General features: G+C 44.7%; 5 protein-coding genes. 2 read left to right on the forward strand and 3 right to left on the reverse strand.

The window, feature by feature from the left end; genetic code table 11:
- The first annotated feature begins 119 nt into the window (after positions 1–119).
- Both RM347_RS26035 and RM347_RS26040 read left to right on the forward strand, forming a co-directional pair.
- Positions 120–5,168 carry a non-ribosomal peptide synthetase gene (locus tag RM347_RS26035; protein ID WP_322717333.1) on the forward strand — a complete coding sequence of 1,683 codons (5,049 nt, stop codon included), beginning with the start codon at positions 120–122 and terminating at the stop codon, positions 5,166–5,168.
- Positions 5,168–10,168, forward strand: a complete 5,001-nt coding sequence (locus tag RM347_RS26040) for a non-ribosomal peptide synthetase (RefSeq protein ID WP_322717332.1) — start codon at positions 5,168–5,170, stop codon at positions 10,166–10,168. The genes RM347_RS26035 and RM347_RS26040 overlap by 1 nt, the downstream gene beginning before the upstream one ends.
- Before the next feature lie 214 nt (positions 10,169–10,382).
- Here the strand turns inward: RM347_RS26040 and RM347_RS26045 are convergent, their stop codons facing one another.
- From RM347_RS26045 to RM347_RS26055, 3 genes are all read right to left on the reverse strand, one after another.
- The gene (locus RM347_RS26045) at positions 10,383–10,820 is read right to left on the reverse strand and encodes a hypothetical protein (protein WP_322717331.1); all 438 of its coding nucleotides are present in this window, start codon (positions 10,818–10,820) and stop codon (positions 10,383–10,385) included.
- 203 nt (positions 10,821–11,023) lie between these two features.
- A complete protein-coding gene (locus tag RM347_RS26050) occupies positions 11,024–13,762 on the reverse strand; it encodes an NHLP bacteriocin export ABC transporter permease/ATPase subunit (protein WP_322717330.1) in 2,739 nt (912 codons plus the stop codon).
- A complete protein-coding gene (locus RM347_RS26055) occupies positions 13,746–15,983 on the reverse strand; it encodes an NHLP family bacteriocin export ABC transporter peptidase/permease/ATPase subunit (RefSeq protein ID WP_322717329.1) in 2,238 nt (745 codons plus the stop codon). Before RM347_RS26055 ends, RM347_RS26050 begins: the two co-directional genes overlap by 17 nt.
- Between the last annotated feature and the right edge of the window lie 125 nt (positions 15,984–16,108).

The following is a 16,108-nucleotide window of genomic DNA, read 5'->3' on the forward strand; positions in this document are numbered from 1 at the left end:
ATACAACCAGAGCGATTTACACAATTTTTGTCTTACAGCCCCTGCATTTATGTAAAAAACCTTGAAAAGGTAAAACTTTTCAACTTCAACATTTAGTGCCTATATCTTTGAAGCTTGTCATGTCAATATCAGAATTCGTTTCCGATAAAAGTCTTACTCTGCATGAGGTGTTTGAAGCACAAGTAGAGAAAACTCCAGAAGCCATTGCGCTTGTATTTGATCGGGAGCAATTAACCTATCGCGAACTTAATGAGAGAGCCAACCAACTGGCATATTATTTACACTCTTTAAATGTAGCCCCAGAAATGTTGGTTGGCATTTGTCTTGAGCGTTCTATCGAGATGATAGTAGGAATGCTGGGTGTCCTCAAGGCAGGTGCTGCATTTGTTCCTCTCGATCCATTGCAGCCTCAAGAGCGCTTGGCGTTCATTCTAGCAGATACAAAAGTCGAGGTATTGCTAACTCTCAAGAAATTGGTAGCAGAAATTTCAGTACCTCAAGGTCATTTAGTTTGCTTAGATACTGAGTGCGAGAATATTGCTGCTAAAAGTAAGAACAATCTAAAAAGTGGCGTTCAGTCTGACAATCTAGCTTACACAATCTATACTTCTGGTTCTACAGGAAAGCCAAAAGGCGTGATGGTAAATCACCAAGCCATTTGCCAAGGCTTTCTGTGGATGCAAGAAATTTTCCCCATCACGCAGCAAGATCGCATTTTGCAAAAAATGCCTTTAATCTTTGATTTTTCATTTTGGGAGTTATTTTGGCCTGTGATGACTGGGGCTTGTGTAGTCCTTGCCCAACCCGGTGGTGAAAAAGATAGTGCCTACTTAGTCAAACTTATTGCTCGAGAGAAAATAAGTATCCTTGTCTTTGTCCCTTCTGTGTTGCAGGTTTTTCTCTCCGAGGAGGGTCTGAAAACTTGCAAAAATATCAGAATGGTATTTACAGGTGGAGAACCCTTAACTTCTGCATTAAAAGCTAAATTTTTTAACCAGCTACCTAATTGCCAACTCTACGATCTTTTTGGCGCTACAGAAAATATTATAGTTACCTACTCGCCTTGCCAACCCGAGGAAAAGTTATCTAGCTTTCCCCAAGGTCGCCTGTTCCCAAACCTCTCAATTTATGTCGTTGACGAGCAGTTGCAACTCGTTCCCGTAGGAGAAACAGGGGAGCTACTTGTCGGCGGATGGGGACTGGCAAGAGGATATCTCAATCATCCAGAACTGACAGCACAAAAGTTTATTCCTAATCCGTTTAAGGAAAACTCACAGGAACGTCTTTATCGGACAGGAGATAAGGTTCGCTACCTAAGTGATAGAACAATTGAAATTCTCGGTCGCATCGACAACCAAGTAAAAATTCGCGGCTTCCGCATTGAGTTGGGGGAAATTGAAGAGAAGTTGAGCCAGCATCCATCCATGAAGCAAGTTGCGGTTATTGCGCGGGAAGATGTAGCTGGTGACAATCGGTTAGTCGCCTATGTAGTACTTTACTCATCTCAAGAGTCGCAGTCGAAGTCCATCAGCTCGCTGCGCCAGTTTCTCCAGCAACAACTTCCCGACTACATGATACCATCCAGCTTTGTGGTACTAGAAGCACTGCCACTGAGTCCGAATGGTAAGGTAGATCGTCGCGCCCTGCCAGTACCTGAAATACGCCCAGCAGATTTACCCAACTTTGTCGCCCCGCGCACTCCTATTGAGGAGATGTTAGCTAGTATCTGGGCTAATATTCTGAGAGTTGAGCTTGTAGGCATTCACAACAATTTCTTTGAATTAGGGGGACAGTCCCTATTAGCCGCCCAAATCATCGCTCGGATGCGCGTGAGCCTGGAAGTAGAATTGCCTTTCAGTCAGCTATTGGAATTTCCTACGGTAGCAGGTTTGGCTCATATTGTTGAGGAGGCTCGGAAGCATCAGGTGCGTCCAATCGCGTTGCCCTTACAATCAATTTCGAGAAGCCAAACTATTCCTCTTAGCTTTTCCCAAGAGCAATTATGGTTTCTCCACCAACTCACTCCAGAAGAGTCTGTCTATAACGAACCTTGCACCATTCGCTTGAAGGGTGCGATTAACGTAGATGTCTTAGAAAAAGCACTCAACGAAATTATCAAGCGTCACGAAAGCTTGAGAACGCGCTTCCTTACGGTGGATGGACAGCCAGTTCAGGTTATAGATCCACCCCACACTTTTAACTTAGCCGTAGTGGATCTGAGGGAATTTCCACAAGAAGAGCAGTGGGAAGCCGAAGCTTTGCGGTTAGCCACAATAGATGCTAAACAGCCGTTTGACCTAACAACGGGGCCACTTCTGCGTGCTACGTTGATGCAGCTAGCAGATGTTGACTACAGGTTATTCCTGACTTTTCACCACATTATTATTGACGATTTTTCTATACACAGCGTATTCCTTCCAGAACTTACGGCACTCTATGAAGCTTACTTGAAAGGAAAACCCTCCCCACTTGCTCTACTCCCTATACAATACGCTGACTTTGCTGTTTGGCAACGGCAGTGGCTGACACAAGAGATTTTGGAAAACCAGCTTAATTACTGGAAGCAGCAGCTTGCCGATTTACCTGTACTACAACTACCTTACGATCATCCGCGCCCCGCTGTTGGGACTTTCCGGGGTGCATGGCAATGTCTGGCGCTATCCAAAGACCTCACTGAGGCGCTTGAGGTTCTCTCGCAGCACGAGGGGGTGACGCTCTACATGACGCTACTAGCAGCTTTCAAAACTTTGCTCTATCGCTACTCCGGCTCCGAAGACCTGGTTGTGGGGACTGTTAGCGCGAGGCGTAACAGACCAGAGATAGAAGGGCTGATTGGATATTTCCTCAACACCTTAGCGTTGCGTACCAATCTATCAGGCAACCCTAGTTTTCGACAGCTACTAAGGCGGGTGCGGGAAGTAACTCTAGGAGCTTATACTCATGAAGATTTACCCTACCAGAAACTGGTACAAACACTTCAACTAGAGCGAAACTTCAGCCAGAATCCCTTGTTTCAAGTGGCATTAGTTCAGGAAACTCCAATGCCATCTTTGAACTCAGATTGGACTAAGAGTTATCTGGATGTCCAAACCGATACGGCGAAGTTCGATCTCACCCTTGAACTAGACTTTAGACCAGAGGGGATTGTCGGTCGCTTCGAGTACAACACAGATTTGTATGAGGCTGCCACTATCTCACGAATGATAGAACATTTCAAGACAATGCTGGCAGGAATTGTTGCTAACCCTCAACAGCGGATTTCAGAATTGCCCCTGTTAACAGAGCCAGAGCGCTACCAGCTATTAGTAAAGTGGAATAACACCACAAAAGAATACGCCTTTGATAAATGTATCCATCAGTTATTTGAGGAGCAGGTAGAGCGATCGCCCAATGCCATAGCACTAGTTTTTGAAGGGGAACAGCTGACCTATCAACAACTGAATGCCAGAGCTAACCAACTCGCCCATTACTTGCAAACACTGGGCGTAGGGCCAGAGGTATTGGTGGGTATTAGTGTAGAGCGATCGCTCGAAATGGTAGTAGGATTATTGGGAATTCTCAAAGCGGGTGGGGCTTATGTGCCACTTGACCCAGATTATCCCCAAGAACGCTTAAGCTTCATGCTCGCAGACACTCAGCTAAAAGTGCTGTTGACTCAAGAGAAATTAGTAGAGTCTCTGATTCCAAATCAGGCGCGTGTCGTCTGCTTAGACACTCACTGGCAAAGTATATCCCTCGAAAATCAGAATAATTTTAACAGCACAGTAAGTTCTGAAAACCTATCTTATGTAATTTACACCTCCGGTTCTACAGGAACACCCAAGGGAGTCGTCATCACTCATCAGGCTGTAAATCGACTAGTCAAAAACACCAACTACATACAGTTAACACCTAGCGATCGCGTTGCTCAAGCTGCAAATATTGCTTTTGATGCTGCGACCTTTGAAATTTGGGGAGCATTGCTTTCCGGAGCCAAGCTAGTCATCATCACTAAATCTGTATTGCTTTCGCCATCAGAATTTGCTTTCAATATACATTACCACCAGATCAGCGTCTTATTTTTAACCACAGCTTTATTCAATCAGTTAGCTAGTTTTGTCCCACAAGCATTTAGTTCTTTAAGATGTCTCCTATTTGGTGGTGAAGCTGTTGACCCCAAATGGGTACAACAAGTCCTAGACAAAGGCGCTCCACAACAACTTTTGCATGTTTATGGGCCGACAGAAAATACCACTTTTTCTTCTTGGTACTTGGTAGAGGACTTACCAACTACAGCCACAACTATCCCCATTGGTCGGGCAATTTCTAATACGCAAATCTATTTGCTAGACCAAAATTTACAACCTGTACCGATTGGTGTACCGGGAGAATTGCATATTGGTGGTGCGGGATTAGCACGCGGCTATCTCAACCGTCCCGAATTGACCCAGGAGAAGTTTATTCCCAATCCTTATAGTAATGAACTGGGTGATCGCCTGTATAAGACTGGCGATCGGGTTCGCTACCTAAGTGATGGCAACATCGAGTTCCTCGGTCGGATAGACAACCAAGTGAAGATTCGCGGCTTCCGCATCGAACTAGGAGAAATTGAAGCTGCGATCGCGCAGCACCCCACAGTACAAGAAACTGTAGTGGTGGCGCGAGAAGATATTCCAGATCGCAAATACCTGGCTGCCTACATTGTCCCTACCCAGTCTGAAGCTCCCACCACCAGCGAGTTGCGCCGTTTCCTCAAAACGCAACTGCCCGATTACATGATGCCCAGTGCTTTTGTAATGCTCTCCACACTGCCATTAACACCCAATGGTAAAGTAGACCGCAAATCATTGCCAGCACCAGATATCAATAGTTTGATTCAAAAATCAGATTTTGTAGCTCCTCAGACTCCTACAGAGGAATTGCTTGCATCCATTTGGGCAAAAGTTTTGGGAATAGCACAACTGGGTATAAATGATAATTTTTTTGAATTAGGTGGACACTCAATACTTGCAACTCAACTGCTCTCACAAGTGAATGATAGCTGCGGGGTTGATTTGCCTTTATCTAAGTTATTTGAAGCTCCGACTGTAGCCAGTCTTGCTAACTATATTGAAGCAATTTCTTGGGCAAACAAAAGTCTAGAAACTAGCTCCATCAAAGCTGATGAGCGAGAAGAGGTAGAATTTTAATGAATACAATTGAGTTTGTTAATTACCTCCGCAGGCTGGATATTAACCTATTTATTGAAGGCGATCGCCTGCGTTGCAACGCTCCTGAAGGCACTCTCACCTCCGATCTGAAGTCAGAAATTAGTGGACGCAAAGCTGAAATTATCTCCTTTTTGCACCAAGCTAATATTCAAACGAATACCACAGCGATCGCTCCTATATCCAGAACAGAAAACAACACCTTTCCTCTTTCCTTTGCTCAACAGCGACTTTGGTTTCTAAACCAACTACAGCCGAACAGCACATTTTATAATATGCCTTTTGGCTTACATTTTATTGGTAAACTCAATATCACCGCCTTAGAGTCGAGCCTGCAATTACTGATCGATCGCCATGAAAGCTTACGCACTAATTTTATTACCGTAGATGGAGAACCCCTTGGGGCAATCGCAGCCACTAGAGATTTTACTTTGTCAGTCATAGATTTGCGGACTCTGCCAGCCAGCGAACGGGAGATTGAGTATCAGAAATTAGCAGATCGGGCAGCAATATATGTATTTAATCTCGCTCAAGAACCTTTACTGCGGACACAGCTAGTCCAGCTTACCCCAACAAAAAATGTTCTATTACTAACAATTCACCACATTATTTTTGATGGTTGGTCTGTCAATATTTTTCTGAAGGAGTTAACCACAGTTTACTCGGCAATAGTAGAGGATCGTGCGCCAACTCTGCCTGAAATCCCCCTTCAGTATGTAGACTTTGCAGTGTGGCAAAGGCAGTGGTTACAGGGAGAAGTTCTAGAGTCTCAATTAGCTTACTGGCAGCAAAAACTAGCTCTCATGCCAGCATTGTTAGAATTGCCAAGCGATCGCCCCCGACCTGCTGTACAATCCTTTCAGGGAGCAACCCAAGTTTTTACCATTGAGCAAGACATTAGTGAAGCACTCGTGAGTTTGAGTCAGCAGCAGGGAGTCACGGTCTTTATATTGCTTCTCACGGCTTTTAAAATATTGCTCTATCGCTATACCAATCAGTCAGATATTGTTGTTGGTACTCCAGTTGCTAACCGTCAGCACTCTCAAATCCAAGAAATGATTGGTTTTTTTGTGAATAATTTAGTGCTACGCACTGATTTATCAGACAACCCTACCTTTCTGCAATTATTAAAACAAGTAAGAGTTGTAGTGCTATCCGCCTACGAGCATCAAAACTTGCCTTTTGAGAAACTAGTAGAAGCACTCCACCCAGAGCGTAATTTAAGCTACACACCATTGTCTCAAATAGATTTTGCTCTGGAGTATGAGTCAACGGCTACTGTTCTCCTCAAAGATTTAACAATTAACATATCTCAGGCTGGAGCCAATCATACCGCTAAGTTTGATTTAAGCTTATCTTTGCAGAAAACCGAGCAGGGTTTAACAGGAGCATTTGAATATAGTACAGACCTATTTGATGCAACGACCATTGCGCGAATGATAGAGCATTGGCAAACGCTGTTAGCAGGTATTGTAGCTAATCCAGAACAAAGGCTATCAGACTTACCAATTTTAAGTGCTACTGAGCAATACAAATTATTAGTGGAGTGGAATCAAACTCAACAAGACTATCCTCAGAATATATGTATTCATCAATTATTTGAAGCGACTGTTGAACAAACACCAGACGCAGTAGCAGTCATCTTTAAAAACCAGCAGCTAACCTACCGAGAACTAAATGCCAGAGCTAACAAATTAGCACACCATTTGCTTACGTTAGGGATAAAACCAGAAACACTAGTTGGTATCTGCATAGAGCGTTCTCTTGAGATGATAGTAGGACTGTTAGGTATTCTTAAAGCGGGTGGTGCTTACGTTCCCCTCGACCCCGCTTATCCAACTGAGCGCATCGCTTTCATGTTAGAAGACTCCTCTGTACCAGTGCTGCTCACTCAGTCGAAGCTGGTCGAGAAGCTGACCCCACACACTGCGCGTGTCATCTGCTTAGACAGTGAATGGGAAATAATTACACACCAAAACCAAGAAAATCCAACGCTGCAAGTCATACCCAACAATTTAGCCTATGTAATTTATACTTCCGGCTCCACTGGCCAGTCCAAGGGAGTAACAATTGAACACCGCAGCCTTGTCAATGTCTATTTTGCCTGGTCAGAAGCTTATCAACTGCGCTCCTTTGTAAGTTCCTACCTGCAAATGGCAAGCTTCTCCTTCGATGTCTTTACCGGGGACATGGTTCGCGCTTTGTGTTCCGGCGGCAAGTTGGTGCTGTGCCCTGGCGAGTTGCTGCTAGATGCTTCCATGCTTTATCAACTGATGCAGCAGCAAAAAATTGACTGTGCGGAATTTGTGCCAGCAGTTCTACGAAACTTGCTTCAGTACCTAGAAGAAAGTGGGCAACGCCTTGAATTTATGCGCTTGCTAGTTTGTGGGTCTGATAGTTGGTCGGCGACAGAATATAACAAACTCAAACATATTGCTGGTTTTCAAACCAGACTGATTAATTCGTTTGGTGTCACTGAAGCCACAATTGATTCCTGCTATTTTGAAAAGCGAAATCTTTTAGAAAACGTAAATTACTTACCGATTGGCAGACCATTTGCTAACACGCAAATTTATATTTTAAATAGCCAGTTACAACCCGTACCAATTGGAGTTGGCGGCGAACTTTATATTGGAGGGGTAGGCGTGGCACGTGGCTATCTCAACCGGACAGAATTAACGGCACAAAGATTTATTTCTAATCCCTTTAGAAGAGGCAGAGGGGCAGGGGGCGGGGAGCAGAGGGGAGGATCTTCTCCTTTACCCCCTGCTTCTTCCGAGCGTCTTTATAAAACTGGCGACTTAGCTCGTTATTTACCAGACGGCAACATAGAATTTCTCGGTCGCATCGATAACCAGGTTAAAGTGCGGGGCTTCCGCATCGAATTAGGCGAAATTGAGGCAGCATTAGCCCAACACCCTGACGTGCGAGAAGTTGTAGTTATTTGCCGAGAAGACAATCCTGACAACCAGAGCCTCGTGGCTTATGTCGTCTCTAACCTCATTCCAGAGCGCGTCCCTTATCACAGTGAATGCCAAGTAGAGCTAGACGGTAATACCGTGAACCTCCATACGGAGGATATTTCCCTTGGCGGTGTTGGTCTGGTAAGAATGCCAGCTATTGATGAAAGTAGGCACGTCCGCCTGCGCCTGCAACTGCCATTCGAGAGTGAACCGCGTTGGCTTTCAGGAACAATTGCTTGGTCGCGTCCCCCACAGGCGGGAATTAAATTCCAGCTTACACCTAACGAACAGCTTCTCATTGAACAAAGTGTGGCTTATCAGTTGGAAACTCAAGGTTTGTGGAAAACTTTGCAGCGCACACTGAGCGGTTCCCTGCGCGACTACCTGAAACAAAAGCTGCCCGACTATATGATACCGAGTGCTTTTGTGCTGATGAAAGCGCTACCCCTAACTCCCAACGGTAAAATAGACCGTCGCGCTTTACCCACACCAGATAGCTCCTATAAGGAACGGGACGATTATGCTGTCGCACCTCGCACCCCTATTGAGGAAATGCTAGCCGCAATTTGGGCAGAAGTCCTGGGATTAAAAAGGGTGAGCATCAATGATAATTTCTTTGAACTGGGGGGACATTCACTGCAAGCTGTGAAACTAATATCCAAGCTTTCAGTAGAGATGAACGTTAAAGTTTCAGTTAAGCTTTTATTTCAAAACCCTACTATAGCTGAATTAGCCGAAGCACTCAATCAGTTGTCCGCCCCAGAACCATCTTTCAATCAACAAAAACCCCAGCCGAAAGTTGAAGAAACTATGACCGCATCTTTAACCAAAATTACAGACCAATCTCCATTTTTCAGACTAGAACAGCGCTCCTTATTATCCTTGTTTGCTGTAGGAAAAATAGCACCAGTTGACTCAGCCGCTCTGGGTTATCTTCCTCTCTCTCTACTAAAAGGAACTAGCTTAACTCGCAATGAAATCCTTCAAAATTGGTTTGACAACCTGCCGATGTGGGATGCTGTGATGGAAACTAAATGGGGTCGAATAGCGGTCTTAAGCCTCCCTATATTCGAGGATGAACTATACAATGACCCACAAAAACTTGTACAAATGACTGTTGAAGCTTTAGAAATGGCAGGGCGACTCGGTGCTAAAACTGTTTCCTTAACAGGTTTGATTCCCTCTGCAACGGATTACGGTCATACCATCGTCAAAGCTGTTGAGGGACGTACCGACTTACCGACAATTACTACAGGACACGCTACAACCTGCTCTGCTGTTGTTCTGACGATTAAGAAAATTTTACTCTTTAGCAACCGTTCCCTAGAGCAGGAGAAAGTAGCATTCATCGGTTTAGGTTCCATTGGTCTTAATACCCTGCGCTTGATGTTAAAATGCTTGCCGCATCCATCGAATATTATCCTATGCGATGTTTACAGTAAACTGGAATCAATTCAAAATATTCAACGCGAACTTATCAGTGATTTAGGTTTTCGAGGTTCCATCCAAATAGCAACATCAACATCAGAACTTCCGCCGGAAATATACGATGCTACCTTAATAATTGGCGCTACCAACGTACCAGACATCCTCGACATCGAACGTGTGAAACCTGGTACTTTAATTGTCGATGATTCTGGCCCACACTGCTTCTCCCCAGAACAGGCAATTAAGCGCTTTGAGAAACAGAAAGATATTCTCTTTACCGAAGGAGGAGTTCTTCTAGCACCTCACCCGATAGAAACACTCATCCATCTGCCCGAATGGATAAAAAATAACCTGAATGAAGCTTTATGGAAAGAATATGTGCCAACCAATCCCCAACATATAATGGGGTGCGTTCTGTCCAGTCTCCTCTCAACTCGATTTGACTATATGAAACCCACTGTAGGATTACTGAATGTGGAAACTTGCGTGCAGCATTATCAAGGTTTAGAACAGTTGGGCTTTCAGTCCGCCGACTTGCATTGTGAAGGCTATGTGTTGCCAGTCGAGCCGAAATCATTTGTGAGAGGTTAAGGTCAAATAGCGTCTGTCAATAAGCAATAGGACTTGAAATATTGCTGAAAATCGAGTTTGAAACATAATTTTTGACCAGGCGATCGCTGCCACTGTGACAAGCAGGAATGTTCTAGCTTTAGGTTTGTTTATTTTGCTAGAATATACCTGCTTGTACCCCCGCGCAGTTCTATTTGCAATCTGCGCTAAAGATGTTATTAAGTTTTAATTCTTCCTACACTACATAATATTGAGACGCTGGATTGTCTTTTAGGAACTGGTCTATATTGCTAATTTCTTGGGGGGCATCCAGTAGACTGTCGTAGTTCCACCATCTTCCCTTGTCATCCTTCAGCACCGTAATGAAGTGATCTCTATTCCTGAGGGACAGGAGAATGCGACTATATGTTTTACCAGGGTCTGGTTTTAGTTGTTCCGTACTTGTCCCTCTCACTCCCTGTAATACGTCTGCAAAAATCGCTGGATCGTTTCCATCTTGGACTAGCTGCTCGGCATATGATTTTTCGATGCCTGGTACTTCTTTTATGTAGTATTTAGTTGCGGTTTCTTCAAAGTCCTTTTGGTTTAACTTTCCGTAAAGAAAATGCTTCGCTGCGTAGTACGCACACAAATTGGGGTGGGTTTGATGTGTAAATTCAGAAGGCAGTGGCATGACTAGTTTTCCTTGGTATAGGAGTTATACTATTTAGACGCTTATCGCAGTCTCTTTCTGAATTTTTTGAGATAACCCTCTCTGAAGAAACACTTGGCGTAAAGCTTATATAGAAAGGGTTTGATAAAATGAAGCTTCCTCCTTATCTTGAGATTTGGGTACAAGTTGAAGACCAAAAGCTTGCCCTTTCTACTGAAGGTAACTCAAGTCTCTGTCTTGGTCTTGTGCTTGCTTTGCTTCGCCATCAACTTAGCAAACATCCCCTGTTGAGTAGCCAATTCTTCAAACCTCCCTTGCTGCACTACCCGACCAGCTTCAAGCACATAGATGCGATCAGCATTGCGAATAGTACTGAGACGGTGAGCGATCGCAATTCGCGTCACTTTCATCCGTTCCAAACTTGCACTCACAATCGCCTGGGTATGGTTATCCAAGGCACTAGTTGCCTCATCAAACACAATAATTCGCGGCTTCAACACTAATGCCCTAGCAATTAGTAACCGTTGGCGTTGTCCCCCCGATAGGTTTGCACCCCCTTCCGAAATCACCGTATGCATCCCCATTGGCATCTGTTCAATATCTTGGTCAAAACCCGCCATCCGCGCTGCTTCCCAGGCTTCCTCCATACTAATTAACGCCCCACCACTGGTATTCTCAAACACACTATCGCTATTGATCCGCCCATTTTGCAGTACCACTCCCAATTGACGACGCACCGCCGAAACATCCAACCCAGATAAATCTTGCCCATCAAAATACACCGTCCCCTGTTCCGGGACATCAAAACCCAAGAGCATTCGTAAGGTGGTGGATTTGCCACTACCAGAAGGTCCCACCAAAGCAATAAACTCCCCTGGTTTCGCCTCAATCGTCACGTCATCCAAATTTAATGGCCCATCTTGCCGATAGCGGAAAGTGATACGATCTAACTTGACGTAACCAGAAAGTCGCCCCGGATCTGCCTTATTTAAATCCACCTCTGGTAATTCGTCTACAATTGGTTTGGCATAATTCCACAAAACGCCAATTTCCAACAGGTCAATCAGCGTATTACTAAGAGTTGTCACACCCACGTTAAAACTAGCAAATGCAGTATTAAAAGCCAGAAACGTACCGGTTGATAAGCCACTAGTTTTACCCTGACTCAACAAACTAGCCGTCATCCAGAAAATGAGGATGGGTGTAAGGTTGGATTGCAAAATATTAAAAGTGGCAATGCTATCTTCAATCCACTGATTGGTCTGCATGAGTTTCAGCTGTTGCTGGTAGTGCTTCGCCCAAAATGCAAATGCTCGTTCTTCGGCTGCTGTTGTCCGCAGTTTGGAGATACCACTAATCAGTTGAATTGTAAGTCCGCCGATGATGCCTTCTAATTCTTCCAATTGGCTAGTTTGCTGGCGTTTAAAGTGTCCAGCAATACTTGTGACTAAAGACGTTAAAATTGCAACTGCCAACCCAACGGCTGCTAAAGGTGGACTATAAACAAATAAAAGTCCTAAATTTAATAAAGAAAAAAAGCTTTTAGAAATAACATCTAGCTTGTCAGCACCCAACTTATCCCTAATTTGGGTGATGGAATTGACACGAGAGAGCATTTCTCCAGAGGAATAATTACGGAAAAACGCCAGTCTCAGCTTAAGTACCCGATCCCACATTGCACTTTGCAAGTTCAAAAGGGAATAGATTTCAAATCGTCCCAGGTTGATCCCTTGAGTGAGCCGAAAAAGAGCCGAGCCAAAACTAGCAGCGAATAAAGCCAGAGTGAGTTGGAGTAATAAACCACGATCTGCATCAGGAACGGCAGTATCAATGAGGATACCCGTAGCTTGGGGAACTACCATCCCAGCTATTGTTCCAGCAATACCCGTGAAGATGATATTCCGCAATTCCTGCCCTCTACCACGCAGAGAATACTGAAACAATGTCAGTAAATCCAGCTTCTTCTCTGGAAAGGGCGGATAGAACATATAGGCGGTGGGAGACAATAACTTTGCAGTCTTTTCTCCTAATCGAATGCGCTTTTGAGTAATTGGGTGATAAATTTCGTAGTGATTTTTGGCATTTAGCAACAGAGCAACAGGAGTATTATCAGCTTGGAGATACCCCACCAATGGGGCACAATCATCTCGCCACCAGCGTTCTGTTAGCACCACCCGCCGAATTCGCATCCGAGAAGCACGAGCGATTGCTTCTAACGGTTCCTTCACCCGCTTGATATTTTCTGATTGAGCAGGCGGCTGAATTTGAATCCCCATTGCATGTCCCACCGCCCCAGCAGCCGCCAGCAACGGGTTGCCAACAAAGGTTGTTGAGACTTCTTTGGGTTCAACTAGAGAAACAAAAGAAGCGATCGCTCCGGCTGTTGCCTCCCGGTTCAAGCTTTCCCGCGCTTGAAACTGTGCAAGCATTTCTAATTGTGCCTGCTGTTCTAGTTCCTGCAAGCTACCTAAAAACTGCTCGTGGAAGTTATCTAAAATTGTCAGTTGAGTAAGGCTTGGGGTTTGCTCGGATATTTCTGGTACTGGTAGAGGAATTCCTGTACTGTTCAAAGCAGAACTTAACCGATCAAACCAAGTAGTTAAGAGACTGTGAGTAGACCCGAAATTTGTCATAGGGGAAATATCCCCATTAAATTGGGAACGCTGAAAACATAGCAGCGCGGTATCTGTAGTTGGAACTGCAAAAATATAGAAAGGATTGGGTTCAAGGTGTCCTGAACTAGAGACATCCGTTAGAAATCCAAACAGTACCTCACCCATCTCTGCGGTAAACAAGTATTGTCGAGAGCCTTGCAAACTGCCATTTTGAAGATGACTAGCAAAAATTGCTATTGACCCTGATTGTATTGCCCAAACCTGTTGCGGGTCATCTAGCAGTAATACTTCACCTTCGGACAGCAGTTTGGTGAGGCTTGGGGCAATTCCGTTATTTATGATCATCATCTGCCTCCTCATCATGAACCAGTTCGGCGTAGAATCCACCCATCTGCATTAATTCGTCATGGGTGCCTCGTTGCACTACCACCCCCCGTTCCAGCACAATAATTTCATCGCAATCCTGAATTGAACTGAGACGGTGAGCGACAATTAAGCAAGTACAACCGCGCTGCCGCAGATTGTTGTAAATTAACTGTTCTGTCTCCCCATCCAAAGCACTTGTTGCTTCATCTAAAATCAAAATTGAGGGATTGTGTAGAAGCGATCGCGCAATTTCCAACCGTTGGCGCTGTCCGCCACTCAAGTTGACACCACCTTCCAGCAGTTCACCGTTATAGCCACTTGGTATAGCCATAATCACATCTTGAATTCTGGCATCAATGCAGGCGCGGCGAATTTGCGAATCAGCAACCGTCGTATCCCACAGAGTCAAGTTATCCCGCACGCTACCAGAAAATAAGAAAACCTCTTGCTCAACGGTAGCAATCGAGTTAACCAAAACGGAGCGAGGAGTCTCAAGTCTTGATTTACCATCAAACAAAATCTCTCCCGACCAAGGTTCATAGAGTCCAGCTACTAACTTGGCAACCGTTGATTTCCCGGAGCCACTACCCCCCACCAGTGCCACTCTTTGCCCTGGTTGAATAACACAGCTAAAGTCTTCAATTAGCGGTTTAGTAACTTTGGCATAACCAAAGGCAATGTTACGTAGTTCAATGTGTCCTGATAAGCGAATCGTGGCAGCATCAGAGGTAGGAATTAAATTTTGCAGTTTTTTACTGTTACCCCCAACTTCTAAACGATGCTGCTCAAATTGGGAATCTGTTGCATTTGCCAACACATCATCTAACCGCATCATATTACCTGCCAAGGTGGGTAAGGTGGTGCCAAAGCCCATCAATTGATTGATTGGTGTCTGAAAACTGGTCAGAAGCGCTTGAAAAGCTACCAACATCCCAATGGTCATTTGCCCTGCCATCACTTGCCAACCGCCCACTGCCAGTACTAGGGTTGTTGTCAATGCCGTGAGGAACACTGGCAGTACTTGTAGCATTTCAAATACCACTGCCATCTCTCTATAAGTATTTACTGTCTTGGTAAAATAACCAGCCCAGCGTGCAAAAAAGTCCGATTCTAAGGCGGAGGCTTTTAAGGTTTCTATACTTTGAATTCCGGCAATGGCAACTCCTTCAGTCTTGCCCCAGTCCTTATCGACCTGCATATAGCATTCTTCTAACCAGCGTCCGGCACGCAGCAGTACTATAATATTCACAATTGCCAAAACGAGAGCGATCGCTGCTAGTAACCAGTTATAGGCAAACATCACCAGCACGTAGATAATGGTAATAGCGACATTAATAATTGTCTCTGCCATTTGGCCAGAAATTGCCTGAGCCACTTTGTCATTAAGCTTGACCCGACCGCCAATTTCCCCCGGAAAACGCTGAGTGTAAAAACCAACAGGTAACTTGAGCAGATGCCAAAAAAAGCGGCTGGACATACTAGCAGCTAATTTAATTTGCAACTGCCGCAAAAAGCGTCGCTGTTGGGAAAATAAAAATCCTTGGATGAGGGTTGTGACTAGCATTCCCAACAACAAGGGACGTAACCAGTCCGTCCGGTCTTCTACCAAAATTTGGTCTACGAATACCTGAGTAAAAACAGGTATTGCCAATCCCGGAATCACCAACAAAAAGCCCAGCACAACGCTCAAGAGAACGGCTCCAACAGAAGTTTTGAGTCTCGTTAACAGCGAAAGCAAAATACTCGGCTTGCGTCCAGCTTTTTTAAAGTCTGTTCCTGGTTCCATTGCCAGGACAACTCCGATATATGTCTCGTCAAACTCATGCCGGGAAACAGTTCGGGGGCCAGTGGCTGGGTCATTGAGATAAACTTGGTCTTTGTCGATGCCTTCCACCACTAATAAGTGGCTAAAATTCCAAAAGGCGATCGCAGGCAACCGCATCTGAGCTAGTTGCTCGGTTTCTTTCTTAAACGCTTTTGCCTTTAATCCATAGTTTCTCGCAGCTTTGACAATATTGGCAGGTTGACTGCCATCACGAGATACCCCACATTCTTGCCGCAGTTCTGCCAGTGGTACAAAGCGTCCATAGTATCCCAAAATAATCCCCAACGCCGCTGCACCGCATTCGACCTCTTCCATTTGCAAAAGTGTCGGCGTTCTGACTCGTTGTTTAGTTTGTTGTTTTAACCCCAGTTTGAACATGAATTTTTATTTGATAACAGGGAACAGGGAATGGGGAGCAGGGGGCTGGGAGCAGGGGGGAGCGAAAGTCATAATGTAGTCCAGAAATTGGATAATTTATTTTTTAGAGTTCCCCAGGGAACAGG

Origin of the sequence: Nostoc sp. ChiQUE02 (genome assembly GCF_034531305.2) — a bacterium.
In the GTDB taxonomy this organism is placed as follows: domain Bacteria; phylum Cyanobacteriota; class Cyanobacteriia; order Cyanobacteriales; family Nostocaceae; genus Nostoc.

Bases quoted from the DNA above. Each gene is read 5' to 3' on its own strand.
- RM347_RS26035 (WP_322717333.1), top strand. From the start codon at position 120: ATGTCAATATCAGAATTCGTTTCCGATAAAAGTCTTACTCTGCATGAG.
- RM347_RS26040 (WP_322717332.1), top strand. From the start codon at position 5,168: ATGAATACAATTGAGTTTGTTAATTACCTCCGCAGGCTGGATATTAAC.
- RM347_RS26045 (WP_322717331.1), bottom strand. From the start codon at position 10,820: ATGCCACTGCCTTCTGAATTTACACATCAAACCCACCCCAATTTGTGT.
- RM347_RS26050 (WP_322717330.1), bottom strand. From the start codon at position 13,762: ATGATGATCATAAATAACGGAATTGCCCCAAGCCTCACCAAACTGCTG.
- RM347_RS26055 (WP_322717329.1), bottom strand. From the start codon at position 15,983: ATGTTCAAACTGGGGTTAAAACAACAAACTAAACAACGAGTCAGAACG.